15 protein-coding genes are annotated in these 16371 nt (G+C 65.3%); 4 read left to right on the top strand and 11 right to left on the bottom strand.

The window, feature by feature from the left end; genetic code table 11:
• Positions 1–109: 109 nt before the first annotated feature.
• Both B6V76_RS14955 and dksA read right to left on the bottom strand, forming a co-directional pair.
• Positions 110–1282 (bottom strand): FAD-dependent monooxygenase, encoded by a 1173-nt coding sequence (locus B6V76_RS14955; RefSeq protein ID WP_088727814.1) that lies wholly within the window; start codon positions 1280–1282, stop codon positions 110–112.
• 123 nt (positions 1283–1405) lie between these two features.
• Positions 1406–1828: an RNA polymerase-binding protein DksA gene (gene dksA / locus B6V76_RS14950; protein ID WP_075775492.1), complete on the bottom strand. Its 423-nt coding sequence runs from the start codon at positions 1826–1828 to the stop codon at positions 1406–1408.
• 238 nt (positions 1829–2066) lie between these two features.
• Here dksA and B6V76_RS14945 point away from each other — a divergent pair, with 238 nt between their 5' ends.
• The gene (locus B6V76_RS14945; protein ID WP_088720281.1) at positions 2067–2909 is read left to right on the top strand and encodes a MoxR family ATPase; all 843 of its coding nucleotides are present in this window, start codon (positions 2067–2069) and stop codon (positions 2907–2909) included.
• A gap of 61 nt (positions 2910–2970) precedes the next feature.
• A complete protein-coding gene (locus B6V76_RS14940; protein WP_088727813.1) occupies positions 2971–3972 on the top strand; it encodes an aldo/keto reductase in 1002 nt (333 codons plus the stop codon).
• 68 nt (positions 3973–4040) lie between these two features.
• Here the strand turns inward: B6V76_RS14940 and B6V76_RS14935 are convergent, their stop codons facing one another.
• The 9 genes from B6V76_RS14935 to B6V76_RS14895 all read right to left on the bottom strand — a co-directional run bounded on the left by B6V76_RS14935 (position 4041) and on the right by B6V76_RS14895 (position 12869).
• Positions 4041–4256, bottom strand: coding sequence for a hypothetical protein (locus B6V76_RS14935; protein WP_075775495.1), 216 nt, complete (start codon positions 4254–4256; stop codon positions 4041–4043).
• Positions 4257–4270: 14 nt separating this feature from the next.
• Positions 4271–4936 (bottom strand): SMC-Scp complex subunit ScpB, encoded by a 666-nt coding sequence (gene scpB, locus B6V76_RS14930; protein ID WP_088720278.1) that lies wholly within the window; start codon positions 4934–4936, stop codon positions 4271–4273.
• A complete protein-coding gene (locus B6V76_RS14925) occupies positions 4933–5715 on the bottom strand; it encodes a ScpA family protein (RefSeq protein ID WP_075775497.1) in 783 nt (260 codons plus the stop codon). Before B6V76_RS14925 ends, scpB begins: the two co-directional genes overlap by 4 nt.
• Positions 5708–6709, bottom strand: a complete 1002-nt coding sequence (nagZ, locus tag B6V76_RS14920) for a beta-N-acetylhexosaminidase (RefSeq protein WP_088727812.1) — start codon at positions 6707–6709, stop codon at positions 5708–5710. Before nagZ ends, B6V76_RS14925 begins: the two co-directional genes overlap by 8 nt.
• A complete protein-coding gene (locus tag B6V76_RS14915; RefSeq protein WP_075775499.1) occupies positions 6709–7773 on the bottom strand; it encodes an SPOR domain-containing protein in 1065 nt (354 codons plus the stop codon). The genes nagZ and B6V76_RS14915 overlap by 1 nt, the downstream gene beginning before the upstream one ends.
• Positions 7774–7847: 74 nt before the next feature.
• Positions 7848–9593 (bottom strand): arginine--tRNA ligase, encoded by a 1746-nt coding sequence (argS, locus tag B6V76_RS14910; RefSeq protein ID WP_075775500.1) that lies wholly within the window; start codon positions 9591–9593, stop codon positions 7848–7850.
• Positions 9594–9737: 144 nt separating this feature from the next.
• The gene (locus B6V76_RS14905) at positions 9738–10160 is read right to left on the bottom strand and encodes a heme-binding protein (protein ID WP_075775501.1); all 423 of its coding nucleotides are present in this window, start codon (positions 10158–10160) and stop codon (positions 9738–9740) included.
• Complete coding sequence (locus B6V76_RS14900) at positions 10157–12322, bottom strand: malate synthase G (protein ID WP_088724935.1); 2166 nt, start codon at positions 12320–12322, stop codon at positions 10157–10159. The genes B6V76_RS14905 and B6V76_RS14900 overlap by 4 nt, the downstream gene beginning before the upstream one ends.
• A gap of 208 nt (positions 12323–12530) precedes the next feature.
• Positions 12531–12869: a hypothetical protein gene (locus B6V76_RS14895; RefSeq protein WP_088724934.1), complete on the bottom strand. Its 339-nt coding sequence runs from the start codon at positions 12867–12869 to the stop codon at positions 12531–12533.
• A gap of 318 nt (positions 12870–13187) precedes the next feature.
• Between B6V76_RS14895 and pepN the strand changes: the two genes are divergently transcribed.
• Both pepN and B6V76_RS14885 read left to right on the top strand, forming a co-directional pair.
• Positions 13188–15758, top strand: a complete 2571-nt coding sequence (gene pepN, locus B6V76_RS14890; RefSeq protein ID WP_088727811.1) for an aminopeptidase N — start codon at positions 13188–13190, stop codon at positions 15756–15758.
• Positions 15759–15899: 141 nt separating this feature from the next.
• The gene (locus B6V76_RS14885; RefSeq protein ID WP_075775505.1) at positions 15900–16313 is read left to right on the top strand and encodes a hypothetical protein; all 414 of its coding nucleotides are present in this window, start codon (positions 15900–15902) and stop codon (positions 16311–16313) included.
• Positions 16314–16371 lie beyond the last annotated feature (58 nt).

Here is a 16371-nt window from a genome sequence, read left to right as displayed (position 1 = left end):
CGAACGCCCGAAGCGCAAGCGAAGGGCCGGGGCAGCGTCTCTGTGTCGACTGAGGGTCGGGCGCGGCCCGGGGCTGGTCGCCCCGCGCCCTCAGACAGGCACCACCGCCCTACCCGGCCTGCTGCGTCACGTCGTGGCCATAAATCCAGTCGAAACGCCCGACCAGCCGCTCCGGAGTGAACCGGGAGGCGGCGCGCAAAGCGAGATGACCCAAGGTGCGCGGAGCTCCTGACAGGTGATAATTCCGCGCGTTCTTGTTCGCCGCGGCCACGATCCGGTCACAGCGATCCCAGCGCGCATTCTGATAGGCCGCGAAAGCCACCTCGTCGGTCTTGTGATTGGCAAGCGCCTCGGCCAGAACCCAGGCATCCTCCATCGCCATCACGGCACCCTGCGCAAGGAAAGGCAGAGTGGGATGCGCGGCGTCGCCCAGAATCGCGATACCGGGCGCGAACCAGCGCTCGGCCACAGGGTGACGGAACAGGCCCCATAGGTTAACTTTCTCGGCCTGATCGAGCCAGCCGCGCACGGTCGGGCAGAAATCCTCGAAGGCGGTGCGCAGATTGATCGGATCATCCTCGAGCGCCCAGCTCTCCTCGACCCAGCGATGCCGCTCCTCGACCGCCACGATATTGCGCAGCCCCCGGCCCAGCGGATAGCTCACAAGGTGCTTGCCTGCGCCCATGAAGACCTGCGCGATCTTCGGCTCGGCATCGTCGCACGGCACCAGCGCGCGCCACGCCACCTGATGGGTGAAGAAGGGCGCCACCCGCCCGTTGAGCGCCTCGCGCGCCTTGGAATTCAGCCCGTCCGCGCCGATCAGTAGGTCGGTCTCGATCTGTGCCCCCTGCTTGGTGTGCAAGACCGGATGCGGCCCCGACAGGTCCACCCGCTCGATCTTTTGCAGAAGACGGATCTTCACACCGGCCTCGCGCGCGCCTTCGGCCAGCAGTTCGATCAGCCGGGCGCGGTGGACGAAATGGTAATCGGCATCGGGCCGCAACCGCGCCATGTCGAGCTTGGCCACCTGGCTCCCGGTCTCGCCATCGACGAGCCGCACCGCCTCGGCGCGCGGCCCCGCCGCCTCCAGCGCCTCGCCCAGCCCCAGCGCGCGCAGCACAGCCGCCCCGTTGGGCGAAACCTGCAGCCCGGCGCCGACCTCGCGGATCGCCTCGGCCTGTTCGAGCACCTCGACATCCGCGCCGCGCATCGCCAAGGCCCGCGCCACTGTCAGCCCCGCGATCCCCGCACCCAGAATCGTTACCTTGCGCCCGATCAGCATGGGACCTCCTTGAAAAGCGAACACCGGCACCTTGGCGGTGCCGGTGTCGAAATGTTTTGCGCGCCTTCCCGCCCGAAGGCAACGCGCGTTTCGTTCTCCGACACGCGCAATCCGCGCGTGGGATCAATCGTCGCGATGCACCCGCTCGCGGCGCTCGTGCTTCTCCTGCGCTTCCAGCGTCATCGTCGCGATCGGACGCGCATCGAGACGCTTGAGCGAGATCGGCTCCCCGGTCTTTTCGCAATAACCGTATTCGCCATTCTCGATACGGCGCAGCGCCGAGTCGATCTTGCTGACCAGCTTGCGCTGCCGGTCGCGGGTGCGCAGTTCCAGCGCACGATCGGTTTCCTCGGAGGCGCGGTCGGCAATATCGGGCACGTTGCGCGCCGATTCCGCGAGACCTTCCAGCGTTTCAGCGGATTGTTCGAGAAGTTCGGCCTTCCACGCCAGAAGCTTTCTGCGGAAATATTCCAGCTGCCGGTCATTCATGAAGGGTTCATTCTCGGCCGGACGATAATCATCCGGAAGGAAAACTTCTGCTCTCATACCTGCCCTCTCTTCCGGGCCGGGGGCGCCACCATGATCGTCATTCGCCATCGGCCAACTCTCCTCGGGCGCTCCAATACCCCAAGAACACAGGGTTGTCACGTCCGCATTCACCATCACTGCGCGTTTCCTCATCAATTCTTACGCCTGGGTTGCGGCAGCATTTTGGCGCAGATAGGTTGCAAACGATTTGCGCAAGATCATTGCGTAGCGATCTTGAAACCGGAGCGTATCCCCCGTGCAATTCCAATCGACCGACAGCTATGTCGCCCCGCCCGATCTCACCGTCGCGGTCAATGCCGCAGTGGCGCTGGAGCGCCCCCTTCTGGTGAAGGGCGAGCCGGGCACCGGCAAGACGGAACTCGCGCGGCAGGTGGCACAGAGCCTCGGGATGGAGATGGTCGAGTGGAACATCAAATCCACCACCAAGGCGCAGCAGGGCCTTTACGAATACGACGCCGTCAGCCGTCTGCGCGACAGCCAGCTGGGCGACGAACGCGTCAACGACGTTAAGAACTACATCCGCAAGGGCAAGCTCTGGCAGGCCTTCGAGGCGGACCGGAAGGTCGTGCTACTGATCGACGAGGTCGACAAGGCCGATATCGAGTTCCCGAACGACCTGCTGCAGGAACTCGATAAAATGGAGTTCCACGTCTACGAAACCGGCGAGACGATCCGCGCGAAGCACCGCCCCGTCGTCATCATCACCTCGAACAACGAGAAGGAACTGCCCGACGCCTTCCTGCGCCGCTGCTTCTTCCACTACATCCGGTTCCCGGAACCCGCGGTCATGCGCGAAATCGTCGCCGTCCACTTCCCCGACATCAAGGACCGCCTGCTGACCGAGGCGCTTAGCCAGTTCTATGAGATCCGCGAAACACCGGGCCTGAAGAAGAAGCCCTCGACCTCCGAGGTGCTCGACTGGCTGAAACTCCTGCTCGCCGAGGACCTGAACCCCGAAGACCTCAAACGCGAAGGCGCGAGTCTGCTGCCGAAGCTGCACGGGGCGCTTCTGAAGAACGAGCAGGACGTACACCTGTTCGAGCGACTGGCTTTCATGGCGCGGCGGCAGGGGCGCTAGCGCCCCGGAACCCGATCACCCCACTCACGTTGCCCCACCTGCTCACCAGAAAGGAGACCCCATGACCGACAGATACGAACTCCCGCACCCGATCGGCATGGGGGGCGTTGCGCTTGGCAACGAGTTCCGCGTCACGACAGACCGGCAGGCGGCGGACACGCTCGAGGCCGCGTGGGAAGCGGGCATCCGCTATTTCGACGTGGCGCCGCATTACGGCGTCGGCTTGGCCGAGCGCCGCTACGGGCAGTTCCTGCATCACAAGCCGCGCGAAAGCTTCGTGCTCAGCTCGAAAGTCGGGCGGCTCCTGAAAGCGGGGCCCGAGCATCGCAATCAGCAGCTCATGCCCTACTCCCCCTCGCCCAATATCGAGGTCTACGACTACAGCCGCGAGGGCACGCTCCGCTCGATCGAGGACACGTTGCAGCGCACCGGGCTCGACAGTCTCGACGTGGTCTTCGTGCACGACCTCTCGCCCGATAACGGCGCGCTGCCGAAGGACTGGCTGGAGCTGTGGCCCGAGGCGGTCGAGGGCTGTTTCGCGACGCTGAGCGAGCTGCGTGACCAAGGGGTCATCAAGGCATGGGGCATGGGCGTGAACCGACCCGAGCCGATCCTGAAATCGATGGAAGACAGCGATCCGGATCAGCACCTGATGGCGAGCCAGTATTCGCTGGTAGAGCATGACCACGCGGTCGAGACGGTCTTCCCGGCGGCGCGCAAGCACGGCAACAGCTTCGTCATCGGCTCGGCGCTGAATGCGGGCTTCCTCGCGGGGCTGCACCGTTTCCATTATGGCGACAAGAACAGTGTCATCGCGAAAGAGCGGATGGAGAAGCGCGATCGCCTGAGAGAGGTGGCCTTCGATCATGGGGTGAATCTGCTCGCGGCCGCGTTGCAATTCGCGAAAGCGCCGGATGTGGTGCAGACGGTGGTAGTGGGGCTTGGACGTCCCGACGAGGCGATCGACGACGTGGCGGCAATGAACATGCCGATCCCGGCGGAGTTCTGGCAGGACCTGCGCGGGGCCGGGCTGATCCACAAGGATGCGCCGGTACCCGGCTAAGGCGTGAATAGGGGAAAGCACGAAGAAGGGCGTCGCGGGTTGATCCGGCGGCGCCCTTTTCCATGAGATCACATGCGCCGCGTGATCCGCGCCGCTTTGCGCGCGCGTTTGACCGCCTCGCGTGCGGTTTGGGCCTGCTTGCGCTCCTGCGCCGTCATCGGGCTCGCGCTCTTGCCCTTGCCGCCGCGCTTCGAAGCCATGCCGATGCCCTTGTTGATCCCCCAGTTGATCCCCCGGCGCAGGAACATCCGGATGACCATGTTGATGATCTGGTTGAAGTTCATCGGATATCCCCCTGTCAATCCTCGAACAATTCGGACTGGCCGGTCTGGACCTCGTCCTCCTCGCCCTCCTCGTCGTCGTCCGAGCCTGCACCCGGAAGGGGGCGCGAGTCCAGCAGGCCTGCGGCGCGCAGCTCCTTGAGACCCGGCAGGTCGCGGGCGCTCTCGAGGCTGAAATGGTCGAGGAATTCCTGCGTCACGACGAAGGTGACGGGTCGGCCCGGCGTCATGCGGCGCCGACCGAAGCGGATCCATTCCATTTCCAGCAACTGGTCGATCGTGCCGCGCGAAACGGCGACGCCGCGAATCTCTTCGATCTCGGCGCGGGTGACCGGCTGGTGATAGGCGATAATCGCCAGCGTCTCGACCGCGGCGCGGGAAAGCTTGCGCTCCTCAACCGTCTCTTTCTGCATCAGGAAGGCTAGATCGGGCGCGGTGCGCACGGCCCAGGCGTCGCCGACCTTCACCACCCGCACGCCGCGCCCCTCGTAGCGCTTGCGCAGATGCACGAGCGCCTCGGCGGGGTCGCAACCATGCGGCATCCGTTCTTCCATCTCGCGGATGCGGACGGGTTCGGCAGAGGCGAAGAGGATCGCTTCGACCATCCGCTCCTGCTCGGCAATGGGCGGCGCGGCAAAGAGGGTTTCTTCTTTTTCTTCGGTCTGTTCCGGCTCGTCGTTCATGTCTTCTTCCGGATCGAAATGGGTTGGAACGTATCGCTCTGGCGCAGCTCGATCTGGCCTTGCTTGGCCATCTCCAGCGAGGCCGCGAATGTCGCGGCGGTGGCCGAGCGTCGGCGTTTGGGGTCGGCGGTCCACCCGTCGGGCAGGAAGGTGGTCAGCTCCGACCAGCCACCGGCGAAACCGATCAGACTGCGCATCCGGTCCAGCGCCTCCTCCATCGTGAAGACATTAGTCCGATCGAACGCATAGGGGCGGAATTCATCGCGCGTGCGGATGCGCGCATAGGCCTGCATCAGGTCCATCAGCGAGGCCGAATAGGTGACCTTGCGGACGCGCTCGACCTCTTCCGAGATGCCGCGCGCGAAGGTGTCGCGCCCCAGCCGGTCGCGCGCCATCAGCTGCGCCGCCGCCTCGCGCATCGCCTGCAGGCGTTCCAGCTGGAAGGCGAGGTGCTCGGCCAGATCCTCCGCCGAGGGGCCTTCGGCCTCGGGGTCAGGCGGCAGCAGAAGCCGCGATTTCAGGAAGGCGAGCCAGGCCGCCATCACGAGGTAATCGGCGGCCAGCTCGATGCGCAGCGCCTTGGCGCGTTCGACGAAGGCCAGATATTGCTCTGCCAGTTGCAGCACGGAGATCTTGCGCAGATCGACTTTCTGGCTGCGCGAGAGCGTCAGCAGCAGGTCGAGCGGGCCTTCGAACCCGTCGACATCGACGATCAGCGCCTCGGCCTGAAGCCGATCCGCGACCGTTTGCGAGTCGAACAGATTTTCGGTGTCACTCATCCATGCCGCCGCTCAAGAGTGCCTCAAGTTCGGCATCGAGCGCGGCCATGTCAACTGTCTCGGGCGGCAAGCGCCGGTCCAGCGCGGCCTCGGCGCGGGCCTGTGCGGCCTCGCTCATCGCCGGGGCGGCCATCGCCACCTCTTCCATCGCGGGCATGTCGCCCTTGCAATGGAGCACCAGATCGCAGCCCGCCGCCAGCGCGGCAGCCGTGCGTGTCCCGAAGCCGCCCGCCAGCGCCTCCATCCCGATATCGTCGCTCATCAGGAGCCCGCCGAAGCCGATCTCCTCACGGATCATCTTGATGATCTTCGCGCTCTGCGTCGCGGGAGCCGCGTCGAGCGCGGTGAAGCGGATATGCGCCGTCATGCCCATTGGCAGATCGGAAAGCGCCTTGAACGGCGCGAAATCAGTCGCGATCAGATCGGCCTTCGAGGCCTCGACCACCGGCAAATCCTTGTGGCTGTCCGAAATCGCCCGACCGTGGCCCGGAATATGCTTGATCACCGGGAGCACGCCGCCCGCCAGCAGCCCCTCGGCCGTGGCGCGGGCATTGGCGATCACCGTCGCCGCATCCTTGCCCAGACAACGGTTTTGCAGGAAGGGATGGGTCAGAAGCCCCGCGATATCGCAGGTGGGCGCGCAGTTCACATCAATGCCGACCGCGCGCAGCTCCTCGGCCATGATCCGCGAGCGCAGCCAGAAGGAGCGCGGTGCTTGCGCCCCTGCCTGCTTCGCCTGCTCCAGCGGCGGCAGCCATTCGCGCCACTGGGGCCCGCGCAGCCGCTGCACCCGCCCGCCTTCCTGATCGATCAGAACCGGCGCATCGCGCCCCACCGCCCCGCGCAGAGCGTCGGTCAGACGCGTGACCTGCTCGGGCGTATCGATATTGCGCGAGAACAGGATGAAGCCCCACGGATCGGCCTCGCGGAAGAAATCCCGCTCGCGCGCGGAGAGCTCGGTCCCTTCGCAGCCGAAGATCGCCGCGACGCCCATCAGCGTGCCTGCGTCGGGATGCAGTTCTGCCGCTCGGCCACGAGGGCCGCGCAGAACTGGCGCGCTTCGGTCACGTCGTCGAAGCCCGCGACGCGGAGGCGATAGAAATCGCGCCCGCCGGAGCTCGCCTTCTGGATCACGCGCTTCTTGTCGGTCATCAGCGCGTCGAAGCGCTTGGCGATCCGGTCCCATTCGCCCTTCGCCGCCGCTGCCGTATCGAATGCGCCGACCTGCACGAGGCGCGTGCCCGCCGACAGTTCGGACGGGTCGAGATCGACGACGCCGGCCTCCGCTTGCCCGGCCGACATCTGCTTCGTCACCGCCTGCTCCAGCGCCGCCGCCAGCAGCTGATCGCGCATCGGTTTGGACTGCGGGCGCGGCGAGCGCGAGACGCCCGGCACGGAGGCCGGGATCACACCGCTGACTGCGTCGCTCTCGGGGGCTGCGTCCTGTGCGACCGCATCGGGGCGCGTCTCGGGCATGGCCGGGCTCATCAATGCGGGCTCGACGGGAATGTCGGGTGCATCCTTCACCTGCGACGGATCGGCATTGAGCGCGGCAGGCTCGAGCGCCGCAATCGCCGCCTCCACGGCAGGGTTGGACGCTGGGTTGGATCCGTCACCCGCGCCAGACGCATCGCTCGCGACCTGCGTTTCCGCCGCCAGCTCGCCCATCGGCTTATCTTCGTCGGTGAAACCTTCCGGGCTTGGCGCGAGAGTCACTTTCTCAGGTGCAGGTGCCGCCTGCCCCGTGCCGGCCACGTCGTTGACAGCCAGACCGGTATGGCGCGCAAGTTCGCCGCCCGGGTCTTCGGGCGCGATCCGGGCGGGCCCGTCCATCGCGCGGATCACCGGCACGCCGTTCAGATCGCGCATCGCCAGCTTGTAGCCCCAGACCACCAGACCCGCGATCATCGCGACCGAAGTCAGTGCCCCGGCCACGTTGACCCAGCGCGACACGACACGCGGCGCACGCTCTGGAACGGGATCTTCGGGATGCGCGTAATGGGGCTGCGGGTGTTCATGCCCGTAACCCCCACTCTCGCGGTAGTCGTAGGTCGTCATGCTCGTCGCCTCGCCGCCGGTTGCCCGGCCTTGCCCGGTTGACCCGGAATTTGCCTGTTCCCGGCGGCGTGCGTTCAGCGCATCTCTTCAGCCGGGGTCACGCCAAGAATACCAAGACCGGCGGAAATGACAACGGCACAGGCTCGTGCGAGGGCGATTTTCGCCGCCGATGCGGCCTCGTCGCCCTCCTGCAGGAAGCGCAGGGACGGCTCGTCATTGCCACGGTTCCACAGGCTGTGCAGATCCGAGGCGAGATCGTAGAGGTAGAAAGCCACCCGGTGCGGCTCGTTCGCGCGCGCCGCGATCTCCAGAAGACGCGGCCATTCGGCGATCTTCTTGACCAGTTCGAGCTCGGACGGATGCCACTCGCCGGACAGATCGACCTCGGCGAGACGCGCATCGGACATGTCCCAGCCCGCTTCCGCCGCCTTGCGCAGCACCGAGCAGACCCGGGCATGGGCATATTGCACGTAGAAGACCGGGTTGTCCTTGGACTGCTCGAGCACCTTGTCGAAATCGAAATCCAGCGGCGCGTCGTTCTTGCGGGTGAGCATGTGGAAGCGGGTCACATCCGCGCCCGCCTGCTCCACCACGTCGCGCAGCGTCACGAAAGTGCCCGCGCGCTTCGACATCTTGAAGGGCTCGCCGTTCTTGAACAGCTTCACCAGCTGGATCAGCTTGATATCAAGCGTCACCTTGCGATCCGACAGCGCAGCCACGGCTGCCTTCATCCGCTTCACATAGCCGCCATGGTCGGCGCCGAAGACGTCGATCAGCAGATCGTAGCCACGATCGATCTTGGTCCAGTGATAGGCGATATCGGGGGCGAAATAGGTCCACGAGCCGTCCGACTTCTTCACCGGGCGGTCCACGTCATCGCCATATTCGGTCGAGCGGAACAGGGTCTGCTCGCGCTCCTCCCAATCCTCGGGCAGTTTGCCCTTCGGAGGGTCGAGCACACCCTCGTAGATCAGGCCCAGATCCTCGAGCCGCTTCAGCGCCGCCTCGATCTGGCCGGTGCCGTAGAGCGATTTCTCGGAGGAGAAGACATCCATTTTCACACCGAGACAGGCGAGGTCCTCGCGGATCATCTCCATCATCTGCTCGGTCGCGAATTCGCGGATATCTTCGAGCCAGTCTTCCTCGGGTTTGTCGAGCAGGCTCTCGCCATACTTGGCCTTGATCGCCTCACCGACCGGGATCAGGTAATCGCCGGGATAGAGCCCCTCGCGAATTTCCGGCTCGAGGCCACAGGCTTCGCGATAGCGCTCATAGGCGGAGCGGGCGAGCACATCGACCTGCGCGCCGCCATCGTTGATGTAATATTCCCGCGTGACGTCATAGCCCGCGAAATCCAGCAGGCTTGCCAGCGCATCGCCGAAGACGGCGCCGCGGGTATGGCCGACATGCATCGGGCCGGTCGGGTTCGCGGAGACATATTCCACGTTCACCTTCACGCCGCGGCCCAGATCGGAGCGCCCGTAATCCGCGCCCTCTTTCAGAACGGCGTGGGTCACATCAGCCCAGACCTTCGGATCGAGGCGCAGGTTGATAAAACCGGGACCGGCGACATCGGCGCTCACGATCCGGTCATCTGCGGCCAGCTTGGCCGCCAGCGCCTCGGCGATGTCGCGCGGTTTCGACTTGGCGGGCTTGGCCAGCACCATCGCGGCGTTGGTCGCCATGTCTCCATGCAGCGGATCGCGCGGGGGTTCCACCGCGACGTTTGCATAGTCCAGCCCCTCGGGCAGCGCGCCTTCGGAAACCATCTGATCGAGTGCCGCAATCACCGCGGCGCGGATGTCGGAAAACAGGTGCATTCTCATTGTCCTTATTTGCGCTCTCCCCTGCCAGAGCGCGCAGGTCGCGTCAATGGCCCGAGCGGGGGTCAAGGGGGGACCGAGACGGCGCGGGCGGCCCGGCATCGCCTGCCGGACCGCCCGAAATCAAACCTTGCGAGAGGATCAGTCCTCGGCGGTGAAGCCCGCAGCCTCGATCCCGGCGACAGCCACTTTCGCATCATTGTCCGAGGTGTCGCCGGTGACGCCCATCGCACCGATCACCGCGCCGCTCTCGTCGCGGATCAGCACGCCGCCGGGCACGGGGCAGGTCTTGCCGTCATAGATGCCGTTCACCGCGGCCATGAAATAGGCCTGCGCCTCGGCCCGCGCCATCTGCGCCTTGCCGCCCATCCCAAGCATCACCGCGCCGTAAGCCTTGGCCTGCGCAATATCGAAGCGGCCCGGCGCCGCGCCATCGGCGCGCGCGAAGGCCAGCGGGTGGCCGCCCGCATCCAGCACGATCGCCGAGAGCGGTTTCAGCCCGTCTTCCGCGCCTTGCGCCAGCGCGGTCTCGATCATCTTCTGCGCCTGTTCGAGCGTGATCATGCGCGTTCCTCCTTCTCTTGCAGGCGGCGCTGATGCAGCACCGGTTCCGTATATCCCGAGGGTTGGACCGTGCCGAGGAAGCACAGGTCGCACGCTGCCTGGAACGCGAAGCCGTCATAGCCGGGCGCCATCGGGCGGTAGTTGGGATCGCCCTCGTTCTGACGGTCGACGACCTTGGCCATCTTGCGCAGCGCCTCCATCACCTGGCCTTCGCTCACCAGCCCATGCTCGAGCCAGTTCGCGATCGCCTGGCTGGAAATCCGGCAGGTCGCACGGTCTTCCATCAGGCCGACGTCATGGATGTCGGGCACCTTGGAGCAGCCCACGCCCTGATCGACCCAGCGCACGACATAGCCGAGGATGCCTTGCGCGTTGTTCTCGATCTCGGTGCGGATTTCCTCCTCCGAGTAGTTCTTCCCACGCGCGAGCGGGATCGTCAGCAAATCGTCGAGCCGCGCCGGACGGTTCATCGCGGCGATTTCCTGCTGGCGGCGCTTCACGTCGATCTTGTGGTAATGGGTGGCGTGCAGCGTGGCAGCGGTCGGCGACGGCACCCAGGCGCAGTTCGCGCCCGCGAGCGGATGGTTCACCTTGGCCTCGAGCATATCGGCCATCTTGTCGGGCATCGCCCACATGCCCTTGCCGATCTGCGCCTTGCCGGCGAGCCCGCAGGCCAGACCGATATCGACGTTGCGATCCTCGTAGGCTTCGATCCAGGGCTGAGACTTCATCTCGCCCTTGCTCAGCATCGGACCGGCCTGCATCGAGGTGTGGATCTCGTCGCCGGTGCGGTCGAGGAAACCGGTGTTGATGAAGGCCACACGGTTCTTCGCGGCGCGGATGCATTCCTTGAGGTTGACCGAGGTACGGCGCTCCTCGTCCATGATGCCAAGCTTCACCGTGTAGCGCGGCAGGCCCAGAACCTCTTCGACCTTGTCGAAAATCTCGGTCGCGAAGGCGACCTCTTCGGGGCCGTGCATCTTCGGCTTCACCACGTAGACCGAGCCGGTGACAGAGTTGCGCGGGCCTTCGGTCTTCTTGAGGTCATGCATCGCGCAGAGCGTGGTGACCATCGCGTCCATCAGCCCCTCATAGGCTTCTTCCCCGTCGCGGGTCAGAATCGCGGGGGTGGTCATCAGGTGGCCGACATTGCGCACCAGCATCAGCGAGCGGCCCTTCAACGTGATCACCTCGCCACCGCCACCGGTGAACTGGTAATCGCCCTCGAGCCGCCGCACGGTCTTCTCGCCGTTCTTCACGACGTTCTCGCGCAGATCGCCCTTCATCAGGCCCAGCCAGTTGCCATAGGCGAGAACCTTGTCCTCGGCATCGACACAAGCCACCGAGTCCTCGCAATCCATGATCGTGCTGACCGCGGCCTCCAGGATGACATCGGCGATATCGGCAGGATCGGCCTGACCGACTTCGGTGGTCGGGTCGATCTCGATCACGAGATGCAGCCCGTTGTTTTCCAAAAGAACTTCGGACAGCGCGCCCTCGTCGGAGATGTTGAACCCGAGGAACTGCGCCGGATCGGCAAGCCCCGTCTCGCCCACCGCGTTCTCCACGAAGAACACGCCGTTCTCCACGCGCAGCGCGGTCACGTCGGTCCAGCTTCCGCCCGCAAGCGGCACGGCTTCGTCGAGAAATGCCTTGGCACGCTCGATCACGCGGGCGCCGCGCTTGGGATCGTAGCCCTTGCCCTGCGGCAGATCGCCAAGCGCATCGGTGCCGTAAAGCGCATCATAGAGGCTGCCCCAGCGGGCGTTCGCGGCGTTGAGTGCGTAGCGGGCATTGGTGATCGGAACGACGAGCTGCGGACCGCAGACGGTGGCGAATTCGGGATCGGTCTCGGGGGTCTCGATCTTGAAATCGTCGCCTTCGGGCAGGAGATAACCGATCTCGCGCAGGAAGGATTTATAGTCTTCGAAATCAAAGCCTTCGGCGCGGCGATGCGAATGCCAATCGTCGAGCTTGGACTGGATCGACTCGCGCGTCTCGAGCAGCGCACGGTTCTTCGGCCCCAGCGTATGCAACAGTTCCGAGAGCCCTTCCCAGAAGCGCTCCGGCGCGACGCCGGTCCCTGGCAAAGCTTGATCCTCGATGAAAGCGGCCAGTTCGACCGCCACCTGCAGTTCGTTTCGCGCGACCCGCTGTGCCATGATGCCTCCCGTTTTCTCAGACGCGTATTAGATGAAACCGCTGGGCGCGAATGTCCAGCGGATTACGGAAAACACGCGGGAAGGCGCGAAGCCGGAAAAGCGGTCAGGAGAACCGCGCATGCCTCGGCAGGCGGGGCTTTTCGAACCCCGCCCGCCGAGGCATCGGCGCTGATATCACCGTTGTGGCGCGACAGTCGCCGCCCAGGAGTTACTGCTGTATCGTGTCGCCCGGCGTTGCCTCACCATTGACCCCGCCTTCGCCGACCCCGGTTGTCGCGGGCGCCTGGGTCGTCGAGGTACCAAGCCCGTCAAGCGGCGCCGATGGCGGCTCGGAGCGCACCACGCCTTCGGTTTTCGGGGCGTTCTGCGTCGCGGCGGGCGCCTCTGTCTGGTCTGCACCCGCCCCGGTCGGTTGCGGGGAATTTGCGGCCATCGCGATCCATACGAGGATCACCGCCACGCCCAGTATCACGACCATGGCCATGCCGATCAGGGCGGGGGCATGCCTCTTCTTCTCGCCATTTGTATTCGTATTCGGTGCGGACATCGGATTGCTCCTTCCATCTTCGATAGTGTCCTGTCGGGGCCGTGGCGCAGAGCGCACCGATCCGGCCCCCTTCACTTCGGGTAACGCGGTCGTCCCGGTTCGGGTTCAGCCCGTCGGCAGCGAACCGCCCGGCCCTGCCGGCGAAACCGCTTTGAAAACCGCGCGCGGGACGGATACTCTTGGCACTGAACTGCGTGACTGAGGCGAAACCGGATCGCGCCCGCCCGAAACGGGAAGCGATACCCAGAAGGCGTGCTTGCCTTCGCGCCGAAACGCTCCACGTCACACAAGCCGAGAATAACGAGGAATATCGCAAGAATGCCCGCCGACACGACGGCTACCCAAGCCCTTCCCAAGCGCCTGATCGACTACCGCCCCTATCCTTTCACGCTCGAGAGCGTGGGACTCGATTTCACGCTCGATCCGGACGCGACAGAAGTACGCGCGCGCCTAGCCTTCTCTCCGCGGGAAGCGGTGGCGGCGCTGCATCTCGATGGGGAGGAGCTGGAGCTTGTCTCGATTGCGCTGGACGGGCGCGAGCTGGCCTCCGGCGAATACCAACTCAGCAAGACCGGCCTTACGCTCCCGGCGGATATTCTGCCGGCACGAGACTTCACGCTGGAGACCGTGACGCGGATCGCACCCTCGAAAAACACCGCGCTGGAAGGGCTTTACATGTCGAACGGCATGTATTGCACGCAATGCGAGGCCGAGGGCTTCCGCAAGATTACCTTCTATCCGGACCGCCCCGACGTGATGACGCGCTTCCACGTCACGATTACCGGCGATCAGCCGGTTCTGTTGTCGAATGGCGATCTGGTCGCGAACCGCGACGGCTATGCCGAATGGGTCGATCCGTGGCCCAAGCCCGCCTATCTCTTCGCACTGGTCGCGGGTGACCTTCGCGCGCATTCGGGCACATTCACCACGATGTCGGGCCGAGAGGTCGCCACGAATATCTGGGTCCGTCCGGGCGACGAAGACCGTTGCGACTTCGCGCTGCAGGCGCTGCATCGGTCGATGCGCTGGGACGAAGAGGTTTACGGTCGCGAATACGACCTGGACATTTTCAACATCGTCGCCGTCGATGACTTCAATATGGGCGCGATGGAGAACAAGGGGTTGAACATTTTCAACTCCAAATGGGTTCTCGCCTCGCCCGAGACCGCGACCGATGCCGATTACGAGCGTATCGAGGGCATCATCGCGCACGAATATTTCCACAACTGGACCGGCAACCGCATCACCTGCCGCGACTGGTTCCAGCTGTGCCTGAAAGAGGGGCTGACGGTCTATCGCGACCAGCAGTTCACCGGCGACATGCGCGGACACGCGACGAAGCGGATCGACGACGTTCTGGCGCTGCGCGGGCGGCAGTTCCGCGAGGATCGCGGTCCGCTGTCGCACCCGCCGCGCCCCGATCATTACCGCGAGATCAACAACTTCTACACCGCGACCGTCTACGAGAAAGGCGCCGAGATCGTGGGCATGTTGCACCGCCTGCTGGGGCCCGACGGCTATCGCGCCGCGCTCGACCTCTATTTCGAGCGCCATGACGGGCAGGCCTGCACGATCGAGGACTGGCTGAAGGTGTTCGAGGACAGCTCGGGCCGCGACCTGAGCCAGTTCAAGCGTTGGTATACCGATGCGGGCACGCCGACGCTACGGGTGCGCGACAGCTTCAAGGACGGCGCATACACGCTTGAATTCGAACAGGAAACGCGCCCCACGCCCGGTCAGGAAGAAAAGCCGTTGCGCCACATCCCGATCGAAGTCGGGCTGCTCAACGAGAATGGCGACGAGGTCGTGCCATCCACCGTTCTTGAGATGACAGAGGCGAGGCAGAGCTTCACCTTCGACGGGCTCGCGACGCGCCCGGTGCCCTCGATCCTGCGCGATTTCTCCGCCCCCGTGCGGCTGGAGCGCGACGCCCACACGTCCGAGCTTGCCTTCCTGCTGACCAATGACCGCGACCCGTTCAACCGATGGGAAGCGGGGCGTGCGCTGGCCCAGAAGATGCTGATCGGGCGCGTTCTGGGACAAGAGGGTGACCGATCCTTCTCCGATGCGATGGGTGCGCTGTTGCGCGACGAATCCGCCGATCCGGCCTTCCGCGCGCTGTGTCTGAACCTGCCCTCCGAGGACAGCATCGCGCAGGCGCTCTACGATCAGGGCGAGACGCCCGATCCTGCGGCGATCCATGAGGCGCGCGAAGCGCTCGCCCGCGATCTTGCGACTGCGCATAAGACGCTTCTGGCCGAGATTTTCACCAAAACCGAAGCGACGGCGCCCTACAGCTCCGACCCGGAGCAGGCTGGCCCGCGGGCGCTGCGCCTTGCCGTTCTGCGGCTTTTGAACCGCATCGACGGCGGAGCCCGCGCGGGTGCCCTGTTCGCCTCGGCCGAGAACATGACCGAAAGCTTCGGCGCGCTCGCGGCGCTGGTGCAGACCGGACAGGATGCGAGCGCGATGGCCGAATTCCGCGACCGCTGGCAGGGCGACCGGCTGGTGATGGACAAGTGGTTCCTCGTCCAGCTCGCCAATTGCCCGCCAGAGATGGCGCTGGAGCGCGCCGAGACGCTGACCGGCGATCCGCTCTTCACATGGAAGACGCCGAACCGCTTCCGTGCGCTGATGGCGGGGCTGTCGGGCAATCACGCGGGCTTCCACCGCGCGGACGGGGCGAGCTATCGCTTCTATGCCGATTGGCTGCTCAAGCTCGATCCGGTCAACCCGCAGGTCGCCGCCCGCATGTCCACCGCTTTCGAGACATGGACGCGCTATGACGAAGGCCGGCGCGAGAAGATGCGCAGCGAGTTGGAACGGATCGCCGCCCAGCCGGGCCTCAGCCGCGACCTGTCCGAGATGACGCAGCGTCTACTGGGCTGATTTCCGCTCGGCGCCTGCGCGCGATCCCGGAAGACCACGGATTGGCCGCATTCTCGGCCCATCCGTGCCGGGTTCTCGCGCTACGAAACGCGGACGCTCGCGACTTGCGGGCGTTGGGCAGTTTCGCGAACAGGCTCGACCATGGACGACAATGAATTTGAATACCGACACCAGGCCCGCCGGGCGGGAGGGTATCTTGCGCTCGCCTTCGGGATGGCGCTGCTCTACGGCGCAATGAAACTGACCGCGACGACATGGATTCATGTCGCCGCGTGGATCTATCTCGCCCTCACTTTGTACAAGCTGATGCGCAACCGCTCGGGGCTGCTGCGGATCACGCCTGCGCGAATGGAAGTCTACCGCAACGGGCGGCAACTGGGCACGTTCCCCCTCGCACAGATCGACTCGGCACGGCTGCGGCGGCGCAAGCTTGCGGGCGACGAATGCATGGTCACGCTGCGCGACGGGCGTCGCGCCTACCTGCCACGAGAGGCCACGCCGCCGCTCGACCGGCTCAGCGCGATTTTCGAATCCTACGGGGTGCCGCTGGTCTGATGTCCGCTGCGGGGCGGTCGCCCTCTTGCCCCCGCCCCTGCCCTGTCCTAGAAGCTTG

Origin of the sequence: Thioclava sp. IC9, assembly GCF_002213225.1 — a bacterium.
In the GTDB taxonomy this organism is placed as follows: Bacteria; Pseudomonadota; Alphaproteobacteria; order Rhodobacterales; family Rhodobacteraceae; genus Thioclava; species Thioclava nitratireducens.
Note: the sequence above shows the minus strand (reverse complement) of the source record. Positions and strands in the feature narration are given on the sequence as shown.

Excerpts from the sequence above, each read along its gene's own strand:
- B6V76_RS14955 (WP_088727814.1), bottom strand. The coding sequence starts at position 1,282 with ATGCTGATCGGGCGCAAGGTAACGATTCTGGGTGCGGGGATCGCGGGG.
- dksA (WP_075775492.1), bottom strand. The coding sequence starts at position 1,828 with ATGAGAGCAGAAGTTTTCCTTCCGGATGATTATCGTCCGGCCGAGAAT.
- B6V76_RS14940 (WP_088727813.1), top strand. The coding sequence starts at position 2,971 with ATGACCGACAGATACGAACTCCCGCACCCGATCGGCATGGGGGGCGTT.
- B6V76_RS14935 (WP_075775495.1), bottom strand. The coding sequence starts at position 4,256 with ATGAACTTCAACCAGATCATCAACATGGTCATCCGGATGTTCCTGCGC.
- scpB (WP_088720278.1), bottom strand. The coding sequence starts at position 4,936 with ATGAACGACGAGCCGGAACAGACCGAAGAAAAAGAAGAAACCCTCTTT.
- B6V76_RS14925 (WP_075775497.1), bottom strand. The coding sequence starts at position 5,715 with ATGAGTGACACCGAAAATCTGTTCGACTCGCAAACGGTCGCGGATCGG.
- nagZ (WP_088727812.1), bottom strand. The coding sequence starts at position 6,709 with ATGGGCGTCGCGGCGATCTTCGGCTGCGAAGGGACCGAGCTCTCCGCG.
- B6V76_RS14915 (WP_075775499.1), bottom strand. The coding sequence starts at position 7,773 with ATGACGACCTACGACTACCGCGAGAGTGGGGGTTACGGGCATGAACAC.
- argS (WP_075775500.1), bottom strand. The coding sequence starts at position 9,593 with ATGCACCTGTTTTCCGACATCCGCGCCGCGGTGATTGCGGCACTCGAT.
- B6V76_RS14905 (WP_075775501.1), bottom strand. The coding sequence starts at position 10,160 with ATGATCACGCTCGAACAGGCGCAGAAGATGATCGAGACCGCGCTGGCG.
- B6V76_RS14900 (WP_088724935.1), bottom strand. The coding sequence starts at position 12,322 with ATGGCACAGCGGGTCGCGCGAAACGAACTGCAGGTGGCGGTCGAACTG.
- B6V76_RS14895 (WP_088724934.1), bottom strand. The coding sequence starts at position 12,869 with ATGTCCGCACCGAATACGAATACAAATGGCGAGAAGAAGAGGCATGCC.
- pepN (WP_088727811.1), top strand. The coding sequence starts at position 13,188 with ATGCCCGCCGACACGACGGCTACCCAAGCCCTTCCCAAGCGCCTGATC.
- B6V76_RS14885 (WP_075775505.1), top strand. The coding sequence starts at position 15,900 with ATGGACGACAATGAATTTGAATACCGACACCAGGCCCGCCGGGCGGGA.